This window comes from Desulfovibrio inopinatus DSM 10711, assembly GCF_000429305.1.
GTDB classification, from domain to species: domain Bacteria; phylum Desulfobacterota; class Desulfovibrionia; order Desulfovibrionales; family Desulfovibrionaceae; genus Alteridesulfovibrio; species Alteridesulfovibrio inopinatus.
On sequence record NZ_KE386880.1, the window covers coordinates 15,186 to 36,979 of the forward strand.

Genomic DNA, 21,794 nt, shown 5'->3' on the forward strand with positions numbered 1-21,794 from the left:
CCTGATTCGTGTCCTTTCGCCCAGTGTCGAGCGGTCAAATGCTACGCCAAAATTCGTAGGGTATATCGATAGGTTACAAATTACAGCACTGGATGATGAGGGCGACGCCGTGGGGGTGCTGTGCGTCCCGGTTGCGTTTCCATTCCCGATGACTGTGGGGGATAATGTGGGCGATATTGTCGCGCAATCGTATGTGCATCTCAAAACACTACCGGAGTTTGTGGGCATGGAGGATGTGTAGGTGGAGCGGGGCTACTAGAGAGTGTTTTTTTCGCACGTGGTGTGCAAAATTTTCTAGCGCGGGGTGCGCGGGGATAACTATAAGAATTACCGGCTACGGGTAAAAGTGCTGTGCGGATAGCGTGACAACGAGTTTCTATATGCGGGCTAGGGGAGGAGGGCATCCCACGAAAAAAGGGCCTACGATTTTTCAATCGTAAGCCCTTTGAATTTTATGGTCGGGATGAGAGGATTCGAACCTCCGGCCTCTGCGTCCCGAACGCAGCGCTCTAGCCAAGCTGAGCTACATCCCGTAGCGTCGAGAAGAGATCTTTTACGGACTTTTTAGAAAAAGGCAAGTATTAATTTGGGAGTTGTCATCATGAATTTCTTTTTTTACACCTGACGACAGCTTTTTTCTCTTCTGTTATCTTTATCGGTGGATTGCTCTTGATTTTTTGTCTACCACAGGCGAGTTCATGGGGAGGACTGATTTTGGATGTGATTGTCCGGGACGAGCTTCTCGGTATTGTGTGTGAAGTTGAGGTCTCGGGACAAAAAGGAGATATGGGGTGATTCACGTTGTAGTCGTCGATGATTCGGCATTTATGCGCAAAGCTATCAGCACCATGCTGGACAAAGACCCCGACATTAAAGTTGTCGCTGTGGGGAGGAATGGTGAGGAAGGTCTGGAATTGATCCGAAAGCACAATCCCGATGTGGTGACGCTCGATATTGAGATGCCACGCATGGATGGATTGACTGCACTTCGTCATATTATGATGGAAATGCCCAAACCCGTTCTTATGGTGAGTTCCCTCACTACGGAAGGGGCTGAAGCAACGCTGAAAGCCATGGAACTTGGGGCTGTTGATTTTATTCCCAAGCAGCTTTCCAAAGTATCATTAGATATTATCAAAATTGAAGACGATCTGCGCGCCAAGGTCAAGCTCATTGCGAAACGCAAATTCAGGCCACCGTTGTCCTTGCGCCGACCCGCAACCACAAGCCGGACAGCATCGTCTGCTCTGGGAAGAGAATCTGTGGCAGCGCCGAAGCGACTGAGTACAAGGCCGACTGGGCGAGTGATTCGAGATGTTATTGCTATTGGTGTATCGACGGGGGGACCGCCGGCCGTTCAAAAAGTATTATCTGCATTCCCTGCCGATTTTCCCGCCGGGATATTGATCGCGCAACACATGCCGGCCGCGTTTACTGGCCCCTTTGCCAAACGTCTCGACGGCGTGTGTAATATCCACGTGAAGGAAGCCGAACACGGAGAACGTTTTATGCCGGGCACAGCGTATATTGCTCCCGGTGGTCGTCATCTTCGATTAACGCAACGCGTCAGCCGTCTTGATGTCGACGTGTCAGATGAACCGAAAGAGGCATTGTATAAGCCATCGGCAAACGTGCTGATGGAGTCTGTAGCTCTTGCTGTCGGACGACGTGCACTTGGGGTTATTTTGACTGGCATGGGAAATGACGGCATGGAAGGTGTCGGCGTATTGAAAGAGAAAGGCGGAAAAGCCTTGGCGCAAAACGATGCATCGAGCGTTGTGTATGGTATGCCAAAAGCTATTGTCGATGCAGGATATGCCGACGAAATTCTCGACATTGATGACATGTCGGACGCCATAATGTCATCAATATATACGTAAGATGGTCCTGACCGCCCTGGTATGTCAGTATTATGCAATTCATGCTGGGAACAGTATTGCTATTTCAATACACCATCAGGTACGGTAGTAACTATAAGCAGGCCAGGATATGGTGAACGTGTATAGCGGGACGTACACCTTTTTTTTACGATACCCAAGGATCACGAAACGGGGGATGACATGTCGGATTGCAAAGAAGTGCTTCTCCACCTCAAAAGCGACAACGTAGAAGAGGTTCGCGAAGCTGCATTCGTAGCCGGCGAAGAGAAATGTATTGAAACCGTTCCCATTTTAGCGACACTACTGGAAAGTGAGAATCTTGGCATCCAGGAAGCCGTTGACCTCGCCTTGCGTCGAATCGGCGGGAAAGATGTCGTCGATGCCGTGACCCCTCTTTTGCGATCAGACGATCCGCCGACACGAAACTTATCTATGGATATTCTTCGAGAGGTCGGTGTTCAGGATCTGCCGTCTCTCGTCAAGTTATTACATGACGACGACCCGGATGTTCGTATTTTTGCATCGGATATTTTGGGGTCAACAGAAAATTTGCTTGCCGTGGAGCCCCTCTGTCATGCCTTGTTGCACGACCCGGAAGTGAATGTCCGCTATCAGGCTGCCGTCAGTCTGGGGGAACTGGCCTTGCCGCAAGCCGCCAAATGCTTGAACAAGGCACTCAAAGACGAAGAGTGGGTTCAGTTTGCGGTCATTGAAGCCATTTCCAAGATTCGTGATGAATCATCTGTCAGTGCCCTCGTGACATCCTTATCATCGTGTACCGATTTGGTTGCGTCGATGATTGTGGAGGCCTTGGGCGAAATCGGCAATATCAAAGCCGTGACGATGCTTATCCGCAAGCTTGACGAATCGCCTACGGCGCTTCGGAATAAAATTGTTGAGGCTGTGGTCAAAATTATGGGAGGGAAGTCGCTCAAACTACTTTCCTTGGCCGAGCGTGAAAAATTTCGTGAATATCTTCTCGTTGCGTTATCCGATGAAGATACGGAAATTCAAGATGCCGCAATTGATGGATTGGGCTTTGTGGGAGGAGAGAAAGCCTCCGCTGCAGTGCTTCGTCTTGCCGCCGTGATGAATGCGGAATTGGAAAGCGAGCGAATTGAACGCAGTATCCTTTCTCTGACCATGATCGGTTTGACTCCGGCACTGGAAGAAGCTCTGAAAACGCATGACCAGCAACGCGCCATGGTTGCCATTGAAGTCCTTTCTCGTCTTGATGAGCCCACAGTACCACAGCTATTGATGGAATCGTTCGAAGAGAACGATCTCGAAGTAAAACGTGTCATCGCAGCCGCACTCTACAAGGTTGGCGGTGAAGACTCCATCGCCTTTTTTTCCAATCTGCTTTCTCTTGATACCGATCCGGATACGATCAAAACCGCGTTGGCATTTGTTGGCGAGAAGATGCGTTCCTCCGACAACGGACAAATCGTCTACAGTATGCTCGAACACCCTGAAGATGAAGTGAAAGAAGCAGCTTTGGAAGCATGCGTTGCGATTGATGGCCCTGACATGGTCGAGCGGTTTCGTGCGCTTTTTGGAAGCGAAGATCCGTTATCTCGGCTTATGGCGGTCTATGCCCTGGGCAAGCTTGGGGCTAAAGAAAATATGGACGAACTCAAAGCCGCGCTTGGAGATGAGATTCCCGATATTCGCAAAATTGCTTTGGAAGCTATTGCCGATGCGTGCCCCGATAGCGAAGAGGCGATGAATCTCGTTCTCGATCGGTTGTATGATGAAAACCGGGATGTTCGTCTCGCGGTTGTGGACAAAATCGGACAATGCTCACTTGGTCAAGCAATACAGTACCTTGTGCAGGCACTCGAAGATCCGGATGATTGGGTGAAAATACGTGCCATGGAAGCCCTCGCTGTTCAGGAAGCGGGGGAAGCCGTACCTCGACTTATTGGGTTGCTGGAAGATGAAAACAAACTTCTTGCGCTCAAAGTCGTTGAGACTTTGGGAAATATCGGTGGAGAATCAGCCTTTCGGGCGCTGTTGGATCTTGTCGGCAAAGATGATCCAGAGCTTTCGGACGCCGCCGAGGATGCAATAGCTCGAATCCAGGAAGACAAAGGGATGGGGGCATAAATGTCGTCTCTTTTTTCAAAGACCATATCCCTGGGCAAGCAGCTCAAGATCAGTGATCAGGACTTTGCACAATTGCGGGATTTTATTTATTCGCAAAGCGGGATTTATATTGCGGATAACAGAAAATACTTGTTGGAAAATCGTCTTGTGAGTCGGCTCAAAGAACTCAACCTGAAGACATTTTCCGAATACCATTATTATTTGCAATACGATCCTGGTCGAAAGCGCGAACTCAATCGGTTGTTTGAAGTTATCACAACCAATGAAACGAGTTTTTATCGCAATCCGCCGCAATTGAAAGTTTTTCAGGATTATGTGCTGAAAGACATTCTTGATGGATTGCGGAAATCGCGAAGCAAACGTCTTCGCATTTGGTCAGCAGGTTGCTCAACAGGCGAAGAGCCGTACACAATCGCCATTATCCTGCATGAGGTATTGCGAACTGAATTGCGCTCCTGGGATATCAAAATTACGGCTAACGATCTTTCGGAAGCTGTTTTAGCTACAGCACGGCGAGGCTATTATAGCGAATATGCCTTGCGAACCACACCGAAAGAAATCATTGGGCGGTATTTCGAGAAAGAAGACAAGCAGTATAAGCTCAAATCCGAAGTCAAACGCCTGGTGTCGTTTGGACAAATCAACCTGAGTGATCGTTTACAGCTTAAACGGGTCGAGCGTTCCCAAATTGTATTTTGCCGCAATGTCATCATTTATTTTGATGACGACATGAAAAAAAGTGTCATCAACGCATTTTACGACAACCTGTTGCCAGGAGGGAATCTGCTTATCGGGCATTCGGAATCGCTACACAATATTTCGCGTACGTTTAAACCGAAGCATTATCCCGGAGCAATTGTCTATACCAAGGAAGGATAATGTTTTTATCTATGGTAGGGGAGTTTGCGGTACATAGCACGTTGCAGGCCATGGATAAGACATTTTACCGATTCGGGATGAATTTAAACAGGAAGCGCATGTGAGTGTACGCGTACTCGCCATAGCCAACCAAAAGGGAGGGGTGGGGAAGACCACAACGACCCTTTCCTTGGGCGCGGCTCTGACGCTCTTGGGGAAGAGCGTCTTGGTTATTGATCTCGATCCGCATGGCTGTGCGTCCGTTCATATGGGGATTTTCCCTGAAGCTGTGACGTCCTCCATGTACGACATCATGATAAAGGAAGAAGTCGACAGCCAAAGCTGGAAAGATTGTATCTTGAAGGCTTCTCCCGGAAATATGCGGTTCGATTTCGTCGCGAGCAGTATCCGATTGACCGAGCTTGATATTGAGTTGCGCGAACGCAAGAACAAAGGGATTGTTCTCAAACAGGCCTTTGAGCATCTTGATACCGAATACGACTATATTGTTGTCGACTGTCCACCGCATATGGGGGTTCTTCTGGTCAATGCTATTGTGGCCTCGGACTTACTCATAATTCCAATTCAAACTGATTTTCTTGCGCTGCATGGACTCCGGCTCATTTTCGACACGATTGTCATGCTCAACAAGGTGTTAGGACACCCCCTGAAGTACAAAGCCCTCGCAACGATGTTTGATCGGCGTGCCAGCGCCTGCCTCCGTGTGGTGAGTTTGCTTCGACGTAAATTGGGCGATAAATTGTTTAAGTCCATTATTGGACTCGACACCAAGTTTCGCGAAGCGAGTGCAAGAGGCAAAGTTGTTTATGATATTGCGCCGTCATCGAAAGGGGCCAAAGCGTATATGGAACTTGCAAAAGAGATTGTATCAGAATGAAATCACTTGAAAAATATCTTGAAGAGACCGTTTTGGCTCCTGAAAATGCAACATCGAACAACGTGACGGCTTCGGAAGCCGCTTTTCTGGAAAAGTATGTCGGTACGGAATGGCAGGAGGATCTGAAAGACAAAGGCTTGATGAAACCGGCTCATGTGGAATCCGTCGCCGGTTTTAGTCCTCAATCGAGCGAGACATCTGCGCCCTCTGCGCAGGAGCTGGCAGAAGAATCAGCCGCAAGTCTGGAACAACCCGAGGTTGCTGACTCCGTTAAGAAGCCGGATGAGAATGATATTGAGACGTTGATCGCAGCGGGGAAGGATGTTCAGCTTGTCAGTTTTTATTTGTCTGAACAGGAATTTGCTGTACCCATTTATGATGTGCAGGAAGTCATTCGACGTATTGAGGCGACAAAGCTTCCAAAAGCGCCGCCATTTGTTGTAGGCATCATCAATCTGCGTGGCCGAGTGACACCTATCGTTGATCTTGCCTCTATGCTTGGTGTTCGACCCGGGAAAGATGACGGTCCTTCGCGGTTTATTGTCGTCTGTAAACGTCAAGACTTGCAAATAGGACTTATGGTACGAAGTATTGCCACAATGCACCGCGCCCATGCCGAGAATATCGAGTGGGGAATTGAATCAAGTGTCGGTGTCGCGGCAAACTACTTGTCAGGTCTTCTCAAGCATGAAAACAATTTGATAAAAATCGTCTCCGTAGGGAGCCTCATCAGCGCAGTCCTGAATCGTTAAGGGGGGAATTGTGGCAAAACATATTCTAATCGTGGACGACTCGAAAACCGTTCGAAACCTCGTTGCATTCATCATGAAAAAGGAAGGATTCAAGGTGATTGCAGCTGAGGATGGACTGGATGGACTGGAAAAATTATATTCGGCGGACAAAATCGATCTGATCATATCAGATATCAACATGCCGCGCATGGACGGTTTCACGTTCATCAAAAACGTGCGGGAACAAGAAGCCTATCGAGACATCCCTATTGTCGTCTTGTCAACGGAAGGTCAGGAAAAAGACATCCAAACTGGACTGAGCATTGGGGCGAATTTGTATATGGTAAAACCAGCGCAACCCGAAAAAATGGTTCGCAACGTCAAAATGCTTTTGGGGTAGAGACGTACGTTTTTCATTACAGGGCAAGTTGGGCTGTGTTTTTATGCCAACGAGGTGAGAGATGAGCCAAGAGTTCATGGATCCGGAATTATTTGCTGACTTCATTGTTGAAGCCAAAGAACATTTAGAAACCATTGAGCCCAATTTATTGGAGCTTGAAAAAACTCCCTCAAATCTTGGGCTTCTCAATGAAATCTTTCGTCCCATGCATTCCCTGAAAGGGGCGTCCGGGTTTTTGGGACTCAATAGCATCAATGGGCTAGCACACAAAGCCGAGAATATTCTCGACGAACTCCGAAAGGGTAATATCGATGTCACGACCGAGATTATGGATGTCATTCTCGCCGCGACCGATGCCTTACGGGTTATGATTGATAATCTCGAGGTTGAGGGGTCCGAAGGAGAAGTCGATACGGGGCCTATTATTGCTCGTATCGAAGGTATTTTATCTGGAACACCGGTTCCGGCGGCCGAGAGTACTCCAGCCCCGGAAGTCGAAGCGATGTCAGAGGGGACATCGTCATCGTCTCCAGAGCAGGATGTCGCACCAACGAAAGCTTCACCGACCGAGAGTAATGGTTCCTTTCAAGATGTTGTGAGTCCTCCTCAGGTGACAGGCGAGCCCTATCCATTGACCGCCATCGGAGAAGGACATTTAGCCGACTTTTTGGAAGAGGCCAATGAGATCATTGAAAATCTGAACAGTTCGCTTGTTGAGCTCGAAAATGATCCTAATGCCGCTGATGGAGAGCTTGTTAACGATATTTTTCGCTATTTTCATAATTTGAAAGGCAATAGCGGTATTATCGGTCACAAGGAACTGAACTCACTCACGCATGAGGCCGAAACACTTCTCAATAAAGTGCGGAAAAAGGAGATGCAGACATCGCATGCGATGATTGATCTCCTGTTGGCCGTCGTGGATTCGCTTGAGTTCATCATTAGTCATGTTGATCAGAAATCCGGCACGGCTGCGCCCGTTAAAATTGATGAGCTGGTCAACCTGTTGTCCGAGGCAGGGGAGAAAGGCCGCGTTGATCCGCTAATGCGTAACGGCGGTGCACAGCCTGAACAGGAGCCTGCCAAAGAGTCCCAGCCAGAGCCTGAGACGAAAGAAGTCGATGTTGCCATGGAAGACGATGGCATCGATCCCGAAGATGTGGTTGTCTTTGAGCAAACGGTTCAGCAGCAAGTCAATAATATTGATATTGCGTTGGATGGTCTTCGCAAAGATCCCGATAACAAAGACTTTGCCGACGGCCTTTACCGGTCTTTGGTTTCAGTCCAGAATTCTGCTGGCTACATGGGGTTTGACGATCTCAAAGTAATGGCGGAACGTACGGCTGGTCTCGTGGATCAGGCGCGGAAATCCGATATTTCGTTTGAACTTATGGTGGATATCCTGTCGCAGGAATGTTCCATCTTGGGTGATATGATTAAAAAGGTGTTGGGCGAAATCAAGCCAGTAGTCGCTTCATCGAAAGACGAGACTGAATCGGATGAGGCTGCTTCGGAAGAGCCCGTTGCGTCGGTTCAAGCCGCGACGGAACCCGCTCCTCAGACGACTACACCAGCGCCCGCCCCTGAGCCGAAAGAAGAGCCCAAACCAGCACCCGTTCCCAAGCCGGCTGCAAAACCCGCCGCCGAGCCGGTGGCTCCGCAAAAAGCGGCTGCGCAACCGGCCGCTACAGCCAAAACCGCCGCCGACAATAAGCCGAAAGTTTCGGCGACAATTCGTGTCGACCACGAAAAGCTTGATCACCTGATGAACCTCATCGGCGAGCTTATCATCAACCGGAACCGCTACTCCATGCTGGCCCGTTCCCTTGAAGAGGGCAAGCAGGACGTGCAGTCCATCGCGCAACAGCTTACCGAAACAACCTACGCCATGGCACGCATCTCCGATGATCTGCAAGATACCATCATGAAAGTGCGCATGGTGCCTGTGTCGACCGTTTTTTCACGGTTTCCCCGATTGGTACGTGACCTGAGCCGCAAAAGTGGAAAGGCCGTCAACCTTGTCATGGAAGGGGAAGAGACCGAACTCGATAAGAGCGTTGTCGAGGTTATCGGAGATCCCTTGGTCCACCTTATCCGCAATAGCATGGATCATGGGCTGGAAACCGAAGACGTTCGGGTGGAAACGGGCAAAAATTCTGTCGGTCAAGTATGGTTGCGTGCATACCATCGCGGCAATTCCGTGGCGATTGAAGTCGAAGACGACGGCAAGGGCATTGACCCGACTGTCATCCGCGAAGTGGCCGTTAAAAAAGGTGTCATTACGCCGGATGAAGCAAAATCCATGGATGACCGCGATGCTATTGATCTGATTTTTGCACCGGGTTTTTCCTCTGCTGAAAAGATTACGGATATTTCCGGACGCGGGGTCGGCATGGACGTCGTGCGTACCAATATCAAAAATCTTAAAGGCACGGTCAACGTTGTCAGCGAAGTCGGCAAGGGAACAAAATTTACCCTGACCCTCCCGTTGACCCTGGCCATTATCGATGCACTTATGGTTGTGGTTGCTGGCGACACGTATGCCATTCCGCTTGATGCCGTATCGGAAACGACAAAGATCGAAGTGCGTCGCATGACCGAGGTGAATAAACGCAAAGCTGTCACACTGCGCGGCGATGTTCTTGGTATTGTCGAAATGCGTGAGGTTCTCGACTTATCTATGGACGAGGAAGATAATCGCGAAATAGTGCCGATCGTCATTCTACAAGATGGTGAGCGTCGCATCGGCGTTATTGTCGATCGCCTGCTCGAACGTCAGGAAATTGTTATTAAGCCACTTGGCGAATACTTGAGTGACTTTGATCTTCGCGGTGTTTCCGGTGCAACAATCATGGGTGACGGCAGCGTCGTGTTGATTCTTGATCCCCATGAGATTCATCTCATGTCGACATCGGGACGATCTGGGCATTAGCCCCTGTCGTTGCGCTCCATTTGATGTATGAACGGCAAGCCGCTCACCTTCGTGTGAGCGGCTTGCCGTTTTTGAAAAAAACAGAGTGAACACTGTTCACTGTTTTTGATGATGCAACAAAAATGAAATTTTGTTTGTTATTTTTATAATTTATTGAAATATATGACTTTTTTGGTTTGCCTTGGTTTCGAGTTGTTTTGGGTGAAGTGGTGTAATATGTTGAAATAACTTTGTATTCATAATTGCCAATTTTGTAAACTTCTCCTCTCTCTTTGACTTTGCCGCGGTTTTACCATTAAGAAATTCATCCGGCGTAATCTCGCCGTAAATTCATTCCGGGGGAATATTGACCATGTGCCGTTTGTTTTCGCTCACCAGCCGTGACCCGGTTTCCCCCATGCGCGCCATCGAAGCCCTCAACGTGATGAAAGAGGGGCACGACGGTTCGGGCGTGGGATTGTACCTGAACGGTTTAGGTGGCCCTTTTGAGGGTATGCAAGAATGTCCTATTTTGTCCGGCATCTTTACGGAGTCCGGACTACGCCGACTTGATCAATACACCATGGACTTGGGATTTCATCCCAAGCACAGCGTTTTGATCGCACCGAATGGAGCTCCGCCAGAAGGAACTCCTGTGCGAGGAAAGTACCTCGCTCGGGCGTATGACCCACCAAAACAGTGGGCGGATTTTCCTGAACAAGAAAGAGAACGTCGATTGACGATGATGCGCCTTGATTTGCGCCGTATGGGCGAAGCCGAAGGTGACATGATGGTCTTCTCGTTCTGGCCCGATACTGTCATGATTAAAGAAGTTGGCGATCCTCTTGCCATTGGCGAGTATCTCCAGCTTGATCGCGAAGATTTGCACGCGCGCAGAATTTTGGCCCAGGGACGACAAAACACGAACTACGCCATCAACCTGTATGCCTGTCACCCCTTTTTCATCCAAGGCATCTGCACGATGACCAATGGGGAAAACACGGCTTTCGTTCCCATTCGGGAATATCTCCAGTCGCGTGGCGTCGATGGATACGAAGGCTATCAGTCTGACTCGGAAGTGTTTACCCACATTTGCCATTACACCACAAAGCGCCTCGGGTTCGAGATTCCGTATTACAAGCACATCATCACTCCTCTGACTGGGGGAGAGCTTGATGTCCATCCGGATCGCGACTTCTTGGTGAATCTGAAGCGTACGTGTCGGAAAATGATCATCGACGGCCCCAACTGCATTATTGGCTGTTTGCCGGGCGGTTCCATGTTCATGGTGCAGGACCGCAAGAAGCTGCGTCCCGGCGTCGTCGGAGGAAAACCGGGTATATTTGCCTTTTCTTCCGAAATCTGTGGACTCAATGCGGCCATTCCGGATCGCGACGCGAGCAAAGATTTTCAACCCATGCATCTTGATACGGCAGTCGTTGGCCCTGACTGTCGGGAGGTTACGATATGCAGCCAGATCGACCCATTACCCCGTCCACACTAAGCGTCAAAGACCTGCCTTGGCAGGTGGACTGGGATATCCATACCTGCACGTTGTGCGGGCGCTGCACATCGGTCTGTCCGGTCAGCGCCATTGAACTCGGCGTTTTCCGAAAACGTAAAATTGTGACGCCGGCCGCTCTGCGCGACAAGGCACGCAATGAGATTTCGGTCTATTACGGTATCCGTCAACGCACTGACCCGGCCTATGCCTGCATCGGTTGTGGAATGTGCAATATGGTCTGCCCCAACAATGCCATCAAGCCCCAACTTGAAACGCATTCCACCACATTGAAGTTTCAGAATAACCGGGGAGGGCAGCCCAGAACACGCGGTGGTCGACGCAATACCGGAGAAAGCCTGCTTGACCAGATGAAGTTCATCCGTATTTCCATGTTGACCGACCCGGCGTTGGACGCTGGACGTCACGAATTTGAAATGCGTACTTTGCTTGGTCGAGTCATGCCGCCTGAAGAAGGTCTCAAGTCCTTTCAGGAACACGAATGGACACCGCCGGTTCGTGAAATTTATCCGCTTGTCATCGGCTCCATGAGCTTTGGCGCGCTTTCTCCCAACATGTGGGAAGGCTTGCAGATGGGCGTTGCCTACCTCAACGAGGAAATGGGCATGCCGGTACGCATCTGCTCTGGTGAAGGCGGATGCCCACCGCGTTTGTTGCGGTCACGATTTCTCAAATATGTCATTTTGCAGATCGCCAGCGGCTACTTCGGCTGGGACGAAATCATCCATGCCATTCCGGATATGAAGGAAGATCCCTGCGCCATTGAAATCAAATATGGTCAGGGCGCAAAACCCGGTGATGGTGGCTTGCTCATGTGGTATAAGGTGAACAAGCTTATTGCGGCCATTCGCGGTGTTCCCACCGGGGTGAGCCTGCCGAGCCCACCGACCCACCAGACGCAGTATTCCATTGAGGAATCCGTTGCCAAGATGATCCAGTCCATGAGCATGGCCTGGGGATTCCGTGTCCCGGTGTACCCGAAAATTTCGGCGTCTTCGACCTCGCTTGCCGTATTGAACAACCTCGTACGCAACCCCTATGCCGCTGGTCTTGCTATCGACGGCGAAGATGGTGGCACGGGCGCGGCTTACAACGTTTCGATGAACCACATGGGGTATCCCATCGCCAGCAACCTGCGCGATTGTTATCAGAACCTCGTTAAAGTTGGTCGTCAAAACGAGATTCCGCTTATCGCTGGCGGGGGTATCGGCAAAAATGGCAACCTTGCCGCCAATGCTGCCGCGCTCATTATGCTCGGCGCGAGTGTGGTTCAGGTCGGCAAGTACGTTATGCAGGCCGGTGCCGGTTGCCTTGGTTCCGAGGCAGACCGTTGTAATGTCTGTAACATCGGCGTTTGCCCGAAAGGCATCACCTCCCAGGATCCCCGTATTTATCGTCGGCTCGATCCGGAGAAAGTGGCTGAGCGCGTTGTGGATTTCTACCTGGCCTTCGATGCGGAGTTGCGCAAAATTGTCGCTCCGCTTGGTCGTTCCACGTCGCTTCCCATCGGCATGTCCGACGCATTGGGCATCAGCGACTATCACGCCGCCGAACGGCTGCAGATCAAGTATGTGGTCTAGGGAAACGCGGAACGCACGCCAAGGTTTAGACCGGAGACAATAATGGCTACGAACACAACCGTATTTTTAAGCGGCCAGGAAGACGGCCGGCGGGTTGAATCGCGTATCCTTGAGGAGCGCATCCAACGCGCCGTTCTCGAGGGCGCTCGTCAACTCGAAGTGGAAGCCTATGGCCAACATGGTATTGGCGGAAGGCTATGGATATCCAAAGACGAACCCATTCACGTAAAAGTCACGGGATCACCGGGACAACGGCTTGGGTCAAAAGGAGCTTTCGGCACAACCATCGAAATCATGGGACCAGTGTCCGATGATGTCGGCTGGCTGAATGCCGGGGCCAATATTATTGTACATGGCAATGCATCCAACGGTGCCTGTAACGCCATGGCGCAAGGCAAGGTTTTTGTTGGCGGCAACCTCGGTGCCCGCGGCATGACCATGACCAAAACCAACCCCCGATTCGATCCCCCTGAACTTTGGGTGCTCGGTTCCGTCGGCGACTATTTTGCCGAATTCATGGCCGGGGGGACGGCCGTAGTCTGTGGATATGAATCCCAGAATGCTGCCAATGTGTTGGGATATCGTCCGTGTGTCGGTATGGTCGGAGGACGCATCTTCGTCCGTGGTAAACACATGGGCTTTTCGCAAGTCGATGCCAAAAGCGAAGCCATTGACGATGAAACCTGGAATTGGTTCACCGACAATCTGGCTACCTACCTCAGTGCCATCGGCAAGTCCGACATATTGGACTCGCTGACCGTGCGCGACGAATGGCAACTCATTGTCGCACGAAGCCCCTTTGAAAAACTGGGCAAGAAACGGAAGTCCATGTCCGATTTCCGCGCGGAAGTGTGGGACAAGGAATTGGGGCAGGGCGGTCTTATCGGCGACTTGACCGACATTGACCGTGCACCCATCCCGTTGGTCGTCAACGGCGAGATGCGTCGTTACGTTCCCGTATGGGAAAACAGAAAATATATGCCTCCCTGTCAGATGAGCTGCCCCACCGGCATGCCCGTCCAGGAACGCTGGCGTCTTGTCCGGGCTGGATTGGTTGACGAAGCCGTTGACCTCGCCCTGGCCTACACCCCGTTCCCGGCAACGGTCTGTGGGTACCTGTGCCCCAACCTGTGCATGCAGGGTTGTACACGTGGCAAAGGCAATATGCAGCCTATCGACATCACCCAAATCGGCCGTCAAGGCGTGCATAGCCGCGTTCCTGATTTGCCGGAACTGTCAGGAAAACGCGTGGCCGTCATCGGTGGTGGCGCGTCCGGCCTGTCTGTTGCCTGGCAGATTCGCTTGAAAGGCCATGAAGCGGTGGTCTTCGATATGGCTGAAACCCTCGGGGGGAAAATCGCTTCGGCCATTCCGGACAGCCGTATTCCGAAGGAAGTGCTGTCGGCTGAACTGGAGCGTGTGAAAAAAGTCCTGCCTCACGTCAAGCTGAACAACAAGATGACGAAGGACGAATTTCAGGCTCTTCGTGAAGACTATGATTTCATCGTCCTGGCCGTGGGAACACAAAAACCGCGTATTGTCCCTATTGAAGGCAAGGAACTGCTTGTTCCCGCATTGACCTTCCTCAAAGACGCTAAACGCGGAGACGTCAAGGTCGGCAAAAAGGTTGTTATTATCGGTGCCGGGAACGTGGGCTGCGACGTGGCCACGGAAGCCGCTCGATTCGGTGCGGAAGAGATCACACTGATCGATATCCAGAAACCGGCCGCCTTCGGGAAGGAAAAACATGACGCTGAAGCCGTGGGTGCCACCTTCCGTTGGCCGTGCTACACGGATAAAGTCACCAAAGACGGTGTGCTGCTCAAAACCGGTGAATTGCTGGCCGCCGATACGGTCATCATCTCCATCGGTGACCAGCCCGACCTGGATTTCCTGCCGGAAAACATTGCCACGGAACGCGGTCATGTTGTGGTCAACGACAACTTCATGACGACGGACAACAAGGTCTTTGCCATCGGTGACATTGTGCGCCCCGGTCTGTTGACCCACGCTATTGGCCATGGTCGTCAGGCTGCACAGGTGATTGATGACATTTTACGGGAAAAACGTCCTCAGCCGGATACGCGGTGTATGATCGACGTGAGCCGCATGACGCTGGAATATTTCGATCCGCGTCTTACCGAGTTCAACGACCTGAACCAGTGTGCGTCTGAATGTTCTTCCTGCGGTGCCTGTCGCGACTGCGGTTTGTGCGAGAATATTTGTCCGCAATCGGCCATTAGCCGCAAGGCTCTGGCCAACAAAGAATTCGAAATGGTGTCCGATCCGGACAAGTGCATCGGTTGCGGTTTCTGCGCCAATGCCTGCCCGTGTGGGGTCTGGAGTATGCAGGAAAATACGCCAATCGGATAATCTCCTATCGCTTTTGAAACAAGAACACCCCGTCGGATGCGTCCGGCGGGGTGTTCTTGTTTTGGCGTTCTGGCCTGTATTATCCTCTTACTGAGCAACTTTGAGAAATAATGCAGCTGTATGGCCAATATTTTCATATTCAAGCACGCAATCAATTTTATTCAGACAAAGTTCAATTCGCGACGGATTATCGGGAAAATTCGGAGTCTGATAGAGCAAATTCAATGTTGTTTCGATAATCGCGGCGAAAATGCCATTGTTTTTCCATTGGGTGTAGAGCTGGGTTGGACAATACAGGGGGTGGAGATGCTGTTGTGTCCAAAGTGGATCGTCGATGCGAGTATACATAATGTGTCTCCAGTACCTGGAAAGGGAAGAACGAGGGAGTGCTCCTTTTTGTGACCCCTTTCCATGAAAAGGAGCACTCCCTGTTGAATGTTCGCGTCTGTGCCTCGTGACCCCGTCAACAACGATTTCAGCCAGTGAAGAGGGCGAGAGCACAGAGCGCAGGTGTTATGTCCCATCGAATTGTGGCGGAACAATCCGGGAACTGGGCCTCGTTTTATTCGGTGATATCTACAGCGATGCCGGCGATGGTTGCTGCTGAATACATGCTGTCTGTGCTGGCAAAGTAGAAGTATTCAACGGAGTATGAAGACGCTCCATAAAAGTCTTGGATAACCATGACATCATCAAAATCATTGGCGGCGACAAGGAGGTCATCGCCGTCTTTATAGATGCCGACGGATGTGATGTCTGTCAGATAGGCAAAATCCAGATCACCGCTTTGGTCTTCGATAACGACATCGTAGCCCGAGCCGGTGCCGAAAACGTAATAATCATCTCCATCGCCGCCTTGCAGGTAGTCGGTACCCGCTGCGCCTTCCAGAATGTCGTTTCCATCCATACCGTAAATGGTATTATTGCCTGCATCTCCGGTGAGGGAATCGCCGGAGGCGGAACCCACGATGTTTTCGATGTTGGTCAGGGTGTCGCCTTGGGCGTCGCCTCCGGTACCGCTTCCTGTTGTCAAATTGACCGTGACGGCGCTCGAAGACGTGTCATAGTAGGCCGTGTCGAATCCAGCTCCTCCATCCAGGGCGTCAGCACCCGCGCCGCCGTCCAGCTCGTCATTGCCATCGCCGCCGATCAGGTCGTCGCCGCCATCGCCACCGATCAGGATATCATTCCCTGCATCGCCGTCCAGCGTATCGTATCCAGCTCCGGCGGTGATAACATCGTCACCACCTTGGCCGTACAATGCATTATCGGAATCGTTGCCGATAAGCGTGTCGGCGTTGTTGGAGGCAACCACGACTTCGATGTTGGCCAGGGTATCGCCGTCGGCATCGCCTCCAGTGCCGGTGCCGGTGGATAAGTCGACGGTGACCGCCGCGGACGAATTGTTGTAGTAGGCAATGTCGATGCCCGCTCCGCCATCCAGGGCGTCGGCTCCGGCTCCGCCGGTGAGGGCATCGGTGCCATCGCCGCCATTGATCTCATCGGCTCCGTCGCCGCCGTTCAGGTCATCATCCCCCGCGCCGCCGTTGAGCACGTCGTCTCCATCCATGCCGAAGATGGTATTGTCGTCCGCGTCCCCGGTGATGGTGTCGTCGTTACTGCCACCTTGCCACTGTTCGATACTGGTGACGGTGACGTGCGAAGCGCTCATGTCGAAGGCACCATCGACAAGGCCAATATCCGTGCCGTCACCACCGTCAACAACGGTATCGTCGGCGTCGACCGCAAGAATGTCGTTGCCGTCTTCACCATACAATTCATCGGCTCCATCACCACCACTCAGCGCATCGTCGCCCGCGCCACCGTACAGTTTGTCGACTCCGGCCATGCCGTAAATCGTATTGTCGTTTTCGTCGCCGGTGATGGTGTCGCCGTCGCTACTGCCTTGCCATTTTTCGATGCCGAGCAACGTCGCAACGGCACTGATATCAAAGGTGCCGCTGACATAAACCGTGTCGGTGCCGTCTCCACCATCAATAACGGTATCGCTGCTATCGGCCACAAGAATATCGTCCCCAGCACCGCCGTACAGTTCGTCGACTCCGTCGCCGCCGAGAAGTTGATCGTTGCCTGCATCGCCACGAAGTTCATCGCTTCCGTCACCACCACTCAAGATATCATTCCCTCCGTTCCCGTAGAGCTCGTCATCTCCGTCCAGGCCGAAAACGGTATCGGCATCGTCACCCCCAGTGATAGTGTCGTTATTGCTGCCGCCTTGCCATTGTTCGATGCCGGTTAATGTTTCTGAGTTATAGGGAGTCATGTCAAAAGAGCCATCAACTACAGCGACATCGGTCCCCGCGCCGCCATCAATGACTTTGTCGTCGGCATCGACATAAAGAACGTCATCGCCATCGTCTCCATAAAGCTCATCCTCTCCGTCGCCGCCAGAAAGTTGGTCATCGCCGTCACCACCGGAGAGGTTGTCGTCCCCATTGCCTCCAAGAAGAGTATTATCCTCGAAGTTTCCTTCAATCTCGTCGTTATAATCTGAGCCGGTCACGTTTTCTATGTCCCACAGGATGTCGCCTTGAGCATCCCCGCCGCTTCCATGTCCTGCCGGAGAGAACGTAATACTAATACCGGCTAAGGAATCACTGTAATCGACAGTGTCAATGCCGTCTCCACCGTTGAGGATATCCGCACCGGCCCCACCGATCAGAAGGTCGTCGCCAGCGTCACCATACAGCATGTCGTCTCCGCCATCGCCGTAAATGATGTCATGCCCGTTGCCACCTTCAATCGTGTCGTCTCCCTGGACACTCGACATCTGCATGGTGCTGCCGTATGGGTTATAAATATAGTCCATATCTCCGTAGAGCATATCGTCTCCGTCGCCACCGCTCAGTTCATCGGCGTATCCGCCGCCGAACATAAAATCATCACCAGCGTTCCCAATAACGGAATCATTGCCATGACCGGTCGATGACGATGTTCCGTCTCCTATCAAGAGGTCGTCCCCATCCCCACCGATCACGGCGTCGTTTCCATTCCCCCCAACGGCCAGTTCGTTTTGTTCTCCGTAGATCTCATCACCCACGTCGAGATGATCGTCTCCATCGTCTCCAAAGAGCTGATCCGGGTTTTCGCCGCCGGAAATACGGTCATCCCCGTCGCCCCCGTGGATTTTGTCGGCACCCCAGCCTCCTTTGAGTGTGTCATTGCCTTCGCCGCCGTCAATGGTGTCATTTCCGTTCATGGCGTTAATATAATCATGACCATCACCACCCGAAAGCCCATCATTGTTGTTGCCGCCGGTAATCTCGTCGTCCCCTTCCTCTCCATGGATGACGTTCTGTCCGTCGCCGCCACTCAGGTCGTCGTTGCCTGCCCCACCGGAGATGTTGTCGTCGCCACCACCGCCGTATATGTCGTCGTCGCCATTGCCGCCATCAATGCGATCACCCCCACTGCCGCCATCAATGTCATCATTCCCATCGCCGCCATTGATAAAATCGTTTCCGCCTTCTCCTCGGAGGGTATCATTGCCTTCAAGACCGTAGATGGAGTCTTCGCCGTCGGTTCCTACTAAATAGTCGTCGTAAATCGTTCCGATTATTTCCGTCATGGTTTCTCCTTCACTGTACATTGAGGTTTATGAGTTGGTGAACACATGAGGCGATATGGTTATAGAGACTTATTGTTTGTTTTGTCTATATTGAAAATGTTGCATTTGTTTTTAATTTGAAAATCTATCAGCATCTATGATAGGATTGTGTGTAGTTATTGATTTTATCAATGTATTTGCATGTTTTATTGATGTGCTGATCGAGGGGGGGAGTTTAAGGAGAGGAAGGTGCATATAGCCTTCACGGGAGGCGATAGCACACAAGGCAACGTGCCGTGTACGGGCAAAAAAACGCCTCCGAAGAACCGTGTTTCGGAGGCGTTCGGATCAGCGAAAGGAGTCTCTTCGTGGAGACCTCAAAGGCGCGTTCTTCTCGTGGAAACGTCGAGGGAGCCAAAGTGGCTGCTGCCTATGTCTTGTCGGCATTCATGGCATAGGCAAGGCGCATCATGGAGAGAATGCGCTTGCTGCTGGCGCTGGGATTGACGGCCAGGCGTTTGTAGGAATCGATGATGACGGAATAGGGATCATCGTTTGAGGATGATGCACCCCCGCGGTCTTTCGTCACGGTGGTCGTCAGGCTGCCACTTCCGGAGATCTCCGAGTTGTCATCACGATGCGTATAGCTGATGCTGTCATTTCCCGTTCCGGCATCAATGATACTTTCCAAGATAAGATCGGATCGAATACTGTCGTTTCCAGCCCCGGTATGCAGGTCGACAAAAGCGAGCAGTTCCGTCCGGATCGAATCATTGCCATCACCGGTGTTGATAACACCGCCCCCCGTTCCGGAAATGATTCTGGCCCGTATGCTGTCGTTGCCATCTCCGGTGTCAATTTCGCCGTTGGAGAGCATAATATGCTGGGCGCTGATGCGATCGTTGCCGTCTCCGGTTTGCAGGCTGCCACCTTGTGCAGCGCGCAGATATTCTGATGTGACGCTGTCGTTGCCTTCTCCGGTGTTGATGGTGCTGTTGTCGGAAGCGGTGAGCCACGATCCGGAAGAGAGTGTGTCGTCTCCCTCACCTGTGTTGATGGTGGCGTTAGAGTAAGCTGAAATGCTCCCCTCTGAGTTAAGTGTGTCGTCTCCCGCACCCGTGTTAATGGTGCCATTGAAGTATGTGCCAATGCTCCCCTCTGAATGGAGAGTGTCGTCCCCCTCACCCGTATTGATGCTACTGTTGTAATTTGCGGAAATGCCCTCTTCAGAACGCAATTCGTCATGACCCGCACCCGTGTTAATAGTGCCATTGAAATTTGTGCCAATGCTCCCCTCTGAATGGAGGGTGTCGTCTCCAGCGCCGGTGTCGATGGTGCCCTCATAGGAAGCAGAAATGTATTGCGTACTGTTTATCACGTCATTCCCGTTGCCCGTTCGTATAACACTCTCACTACCGCCAGCGCCTATTCGTCGTGCTGCAAGCGTATCATCGCCATCCCCCGTGTCGATGGTGCCACCCTTTGACGCTGCGATGAGCCATTGAGCTTCGATGACATCGTCGCCATCACCGGTATTCAGTGACCCGCCATGGACACGGACGCCGTCTTCGGAGGAAATTCTATCATTTCCGTCTCCGGTATTCAGAGAACCGTCGTAAACATGAATCCCATCTTTTGCGGATATCGTATCATTTCTGTCGTTTAATCTGGCTGATACGGCGACGCTGTCGGGGGGATCGTGGCAGCTTGCGGCAGAAAATCTGCAAAGCCGCGAGTTGGGCGAGGTGGCGCGATCTGTTGATGCTACGGCCGCAAGCACGGTGATTCGGTGTGAGCTGGTCGAGCCGGCTGATATCAATCTTGTGGCGCTGGTGCGGCATAATTTGAGTCTCGGGGCCTCGATTACTATGGAGTTTTCAAGCGCCGGTGAGGTTGTGGCATCGCGTACGGCGGATGCATGGCCGGCGATTTGGCCCAGCGAGGAGCTGCCTTTTAGCCGCAACAATTGGTTTTTCGGCACGTTCAGTGAGTCTGAGCGGGCCAATTTTCCGCCTATATTTTTTAATGTTGGGGATTCAATATTCTGTGACAGCATTAGCATATATATAGATGATACCACCAATCCTGCCGGTTACATTGAGGCGGCTCGGCTGATTGTGGCTGATGCATGGCAGCCGGCCTATAATAATACTCCGGGGGCAAACGTCGCATGGGAGGGCATCGGCGAGTGGGTGCAGTACGCCGCCGGCAACGAGGTCGGCCGACAGATTGAGCCGCGCCGGGCTGTGCGATTTGCATTGGATCATTTGCAAAAAGATGAGGGATGGACGCGTTGTTTTGATTTGCAACGCGAGCTGGCTCGGTGTGGTGAGGTGTTTGTGAGTCTTACACCGGGATCGCAGTACGCCATGCACAACTCCTTTCTGGGGCGCGGGCGGGTTTTCACAGGATTAGATCTCAATATTTTGGAATACGCGACACAGATTGAAATCGTGGAGTCATTATAATGAGTGCGGATACCGATTATCTGAGCAATTTAGCGCTGGCTGATTTTGATGGCTACGGGCATCGGGAACATATCCCCAAAGCCATGCAAGCCATTGGCCGAGTTGGTGCGCAACTCGCTGACGATGCCGAGTCTGCGGCCGCTAGTGCAAGTGCTGCGGCCGTAAGCCAAAATGCAGCGGCAGCAAGCGCGGCAGCCGCCGCAACGTTTGATCCTGATAATTATGTGCGGAAAACAGTGGGTGATAACTGGTTTTCCTTCGTCGCCTATATCTATAATAATAGTGGGAGTATACAAGCAAAAGTCGCAACAAACCACAATACGACAATAAATCCAAACCTATTGATACCGTTCGAGTCACTTTCTGGGGTATTTGTCGATATACAATCAGATGCATTTACTGGTGGTCTCGCATATGTCAACAACAATCTACACATAAAATCGTCGACTGGTGTGTTTGCATCCATCCTCAACTGTGTTGCATCGGTCGCATACAA

General features: G+C 51.6%; 16 protein-coding genes and 1 tRNA gene. 13 read left to right on the plus strand and 4 right to left on the minus strand.

Going from position 1 to position 21,794, the window contains the following annotated elements:
• The coding region (locus tag G451_RS34715) for a hypothetical protein (protein WP_169727932.1) at positions 1-241 on the plus strand (241 nt) is incomplete at its 5' end.
• 214 nt (positions 242-455) lie between these two features.
• Here the strand turns inward: G451_RS34715 and G451_RS0123695 are convergent.
• Positions 456-533, minus strand: a tRNA-Pro gene (locus G451_RS0123695).
• A 258-nt stretch (positions 534-791) separates the two neighbouring features.
• Here G451_RS0123695 and G451_RS0123705 point away from each other — a divergent pair.
• The 10 genes from G451_RS0123705 to G451_RS0123755 all read left to right on the plus strand — a co-directional run bounded on the left by G451_RS0123705 (position 792) and on the right by G451_RS0123755 (position 15,262).
• Entirely contained in the window at positions 792-1,880 is a 1,089-nt protein-coding gene (locus G451_RS0123705; RefSeq protein ID WP_027186188.1) for a protein-glutamate methylesterase/protein-glutamine glutaminase, read from the plus strand.
• Between the two features lie 180 nt (positions 1,881-2,060).
• Positions 2,061-3,989, plus strand: coding sequence for a HEAT repeat domain-containing protein (locus tag G451_RS0123710; RefSeq protein ID WP_027186189.1), 1,929 nt, complete (start codon positions 2,061-2,063; stop codon positions 3,987-3,989).
• Complete coding sequence (locus tag G451_RS0123715; RefSeq protein WP_027186190.1) at positions 3,990-4,868, plus strand: CheR family methyltransferase; 879 nt, start codon at positions 3,990-3,992, stop codon at positions 4,866-4,868.
• Positions 4,869-4,968: 100 nt separating this feature from the next.
• On the plus strand, positions 4,969-5,745 hold the full coding sequence (locus G451_RS0123725) for a ParA family protein (RefSeq protein ID WP_027186191.1): 777 nt from the start codon (positions 4,969-4,971) through the stop codon (positions 5,743-5,745).
• On the plus strand, positions 5,742-6,497 hold the full coding sequence (locus tag G451_RS0123730) for a chemotaxis protein CheW (RefSeq protein WP_034643863.1): 756 nt from the start codon (positions 5,742-5,744) through the stop codon (positions 6,495-6,497). Before G451_RS0123725 ends, G451_RS0123730 begins: the two co-directional genes overlap by 4 nt.
• Before the next feature lie 10 nt (positions 6,498-6,507).
• The gene (locus G451_RS0123735) at positions 6,508-6,876 is read left to right on the plus strand and encodes a response regulator (RefSeq protein WP_027186193.1); all 369 of its coding nucleotides are present in this window, start codon (positions 6,508-6,510) and stop codon (positions 6,874-6,876) included.
• Between the two features lie 61 nt (positions 6,877-6,937).
• The gene (locus G451_RS0123740) at positions 6,938-9,808 is read left to right on the plus strand and encodes a chemotaxis protein CheA (protein ID WP_027186194.1); all 2,871 of its coding nucleotides are present in this window, start codon (positions 6,938-6,940) and stop codon (positions 9,806-9,808) included.
• Positions 9,809-10,160: 352 nt separating this feature from the next.
• Positions 10,161-11,291: a class II glutamine amidotransferase domain-containing protein gene (locus G451_RS0123745; protein ID WP_027186195.1), complete on the plus strand. Its 1,131-nt coding sequence runs from the start codon at positions 10,161-10,163 to the stop codon at positions 11,289-11,291.
• Entirely contained in the window at positions 11,255-12,889 is a 1,635-nt protein-coding gene (locus G451_RS0123750) for a glutamate synthase-related protein (protein ID WP_027186196.1), read from the plus strand. The genes G451_RS0123745 and G451_RS0123750 overlap by 37 nt, the downstream gene beginning before the upstream one ends.
• Positions 12,890-12,931: 42 nt before the next feature.
• Positions 12,932-15,262 carry an FAD-dependent oxidoreductase gene (locus G451_RS0123755; RefSeq protein ID WP_027186197.1) on the plus strand — a complete coding sequence of 777 codons (2,331 nt, stop codon included), beginning with the start codon at positions 12,932-12,934 and terminating at the stop codon, positions 15,260-15,262.
• Positions 15,263-15,349: 87 nt separating this feature from the next.
• Here the strand turns inward: G451_RS0123755 and G451_RS0123760 are convergent, their stop codons facing one another.
• The 3 genes from G451_RS0123760 to G451_RS0123770 all read right to left on the minus strand — a co-directional run bounded on the left by G451_RS0123760 (position 15,350) and on the right by G451_RS0123770 (position 20,610).
• Positions 15,350-15,610 carry a hypothetical protein gene (locus G451_RS0123760; protein ID WP_027186198.1) on the minus strand — a complete coding sequence of 87 codons (261 nt, stop codon included), beginning with the start codon at positions 15,608-15,610 and terminating at the stop codon, positions 15,350-15,352.
• Between the two features lie 214 nt (positions 15,611-15,824).
• On the minus strand, positions 15,825-18,851 hold the full coding sequence (locus G451_RS34435) for a calcium-binding protein (RefSeq protein WP_027186199.1): 3,027 nt from the start codon (positions 18,849-18,851) through the stop codon (positions 15,825-15,827).
• A gap of 409 nt (positions 18,852-19,260) precedes the next feature.
• Positions 19,261-20,610: a hypothetical protein gene (locus G451_RS0123770; RefSeq protein ID WP_027186200.1), complete on the minus strand. Its 1,350-nt coding sequence runs from the start codon at positions 20,608-20,610 to the stop codon at positions 19,261-19,263.
• Here G451_RS0123770 and G451_RS0123775 point away from each other — a divergent pair.
• Positions 20,576-21,298, plus strand: a complete 723-nt coding sequence (locus G451_RS0123775) for a hypothetical protein (protein WP_156921795.1) — start codon at positions 20,576-20,578, stop codon at positions 21,296-21,298. The genes G451_RS0123770 and G451_RS0123775 overlap by 35 nt on opposite strands.
• Positions 21,298-21,794, plus strand: a 497-nt coding sequence (locus tag G451_RS34720) for a hypothetical protein (protein WP_034643867.1), incomplete at its 3' end; no start/stop codon positions are given. The genes G451_RS0123775 and G451_RS34720, both read left to right, overlap by 1 nt.

Coding starts and splice junctions, on each gene's coding strand:
- G451_RS0123710 (WP_027186189.1), top strand. CDS start 2,061: ATGTCGGATTGCAAAGAAGTGCTTCTCCACCTCAAAAGCGACAACGTA.
- G451_RS0123715 (WP_027186190.1), top strand. CDS start 3,990: ATGTCGTCTCTTTTTTCAAAGACCATATCCCTGGGCAAGCAGCTCAAG.
- G451_RS0123730 (WP_034643863.1), top strand. CDS start 5,742: ATGAAATCACTTGAAAAATATCTTGAAGAGACCGTTTTGGCTCCTGAA.
- G451_RS0123740 (WP_027186194.1), top strand. CDS start 6,938: ATGAGCCAAGAGTTCATGGATCCGGAATTATTTGCTGACTTCATTGTT.
- G451_RS0123745 (WP_027186195.1), top strand. CDS start 10,161: ATGTGCCGTTTGTTTTCGCTCACCAGCCGTGACCCGGTTTCCCCCATG.
- G451_RS0123750 (WP_027186196.1), top strand. CDS start 11,255: ATGCAGCCAGATCGACCCATTACCCCGTCCACACTAAGCGTCAAAGAC.
- G451_RS0123755 (WP_027186197.1), top strand. CDS start 12,932: ATGGCTACGAACACAACCGTATTTTTAAGCGGCCAGGAAGACGGCCGG.
- G451_RS0123760 (WP_027186198.1), bottom strand. CDS start 15,610: ATGTATACTCGCATCGACGATCCACTTTGGACACAACAGCATCTCCAC.
- G451_RS34435 (WP_027186199.1), bottom strand. CDS start 18,851: ATGACGGAAATAATCGGAACGATTTACGACGACTATTTAGTAGGAACC.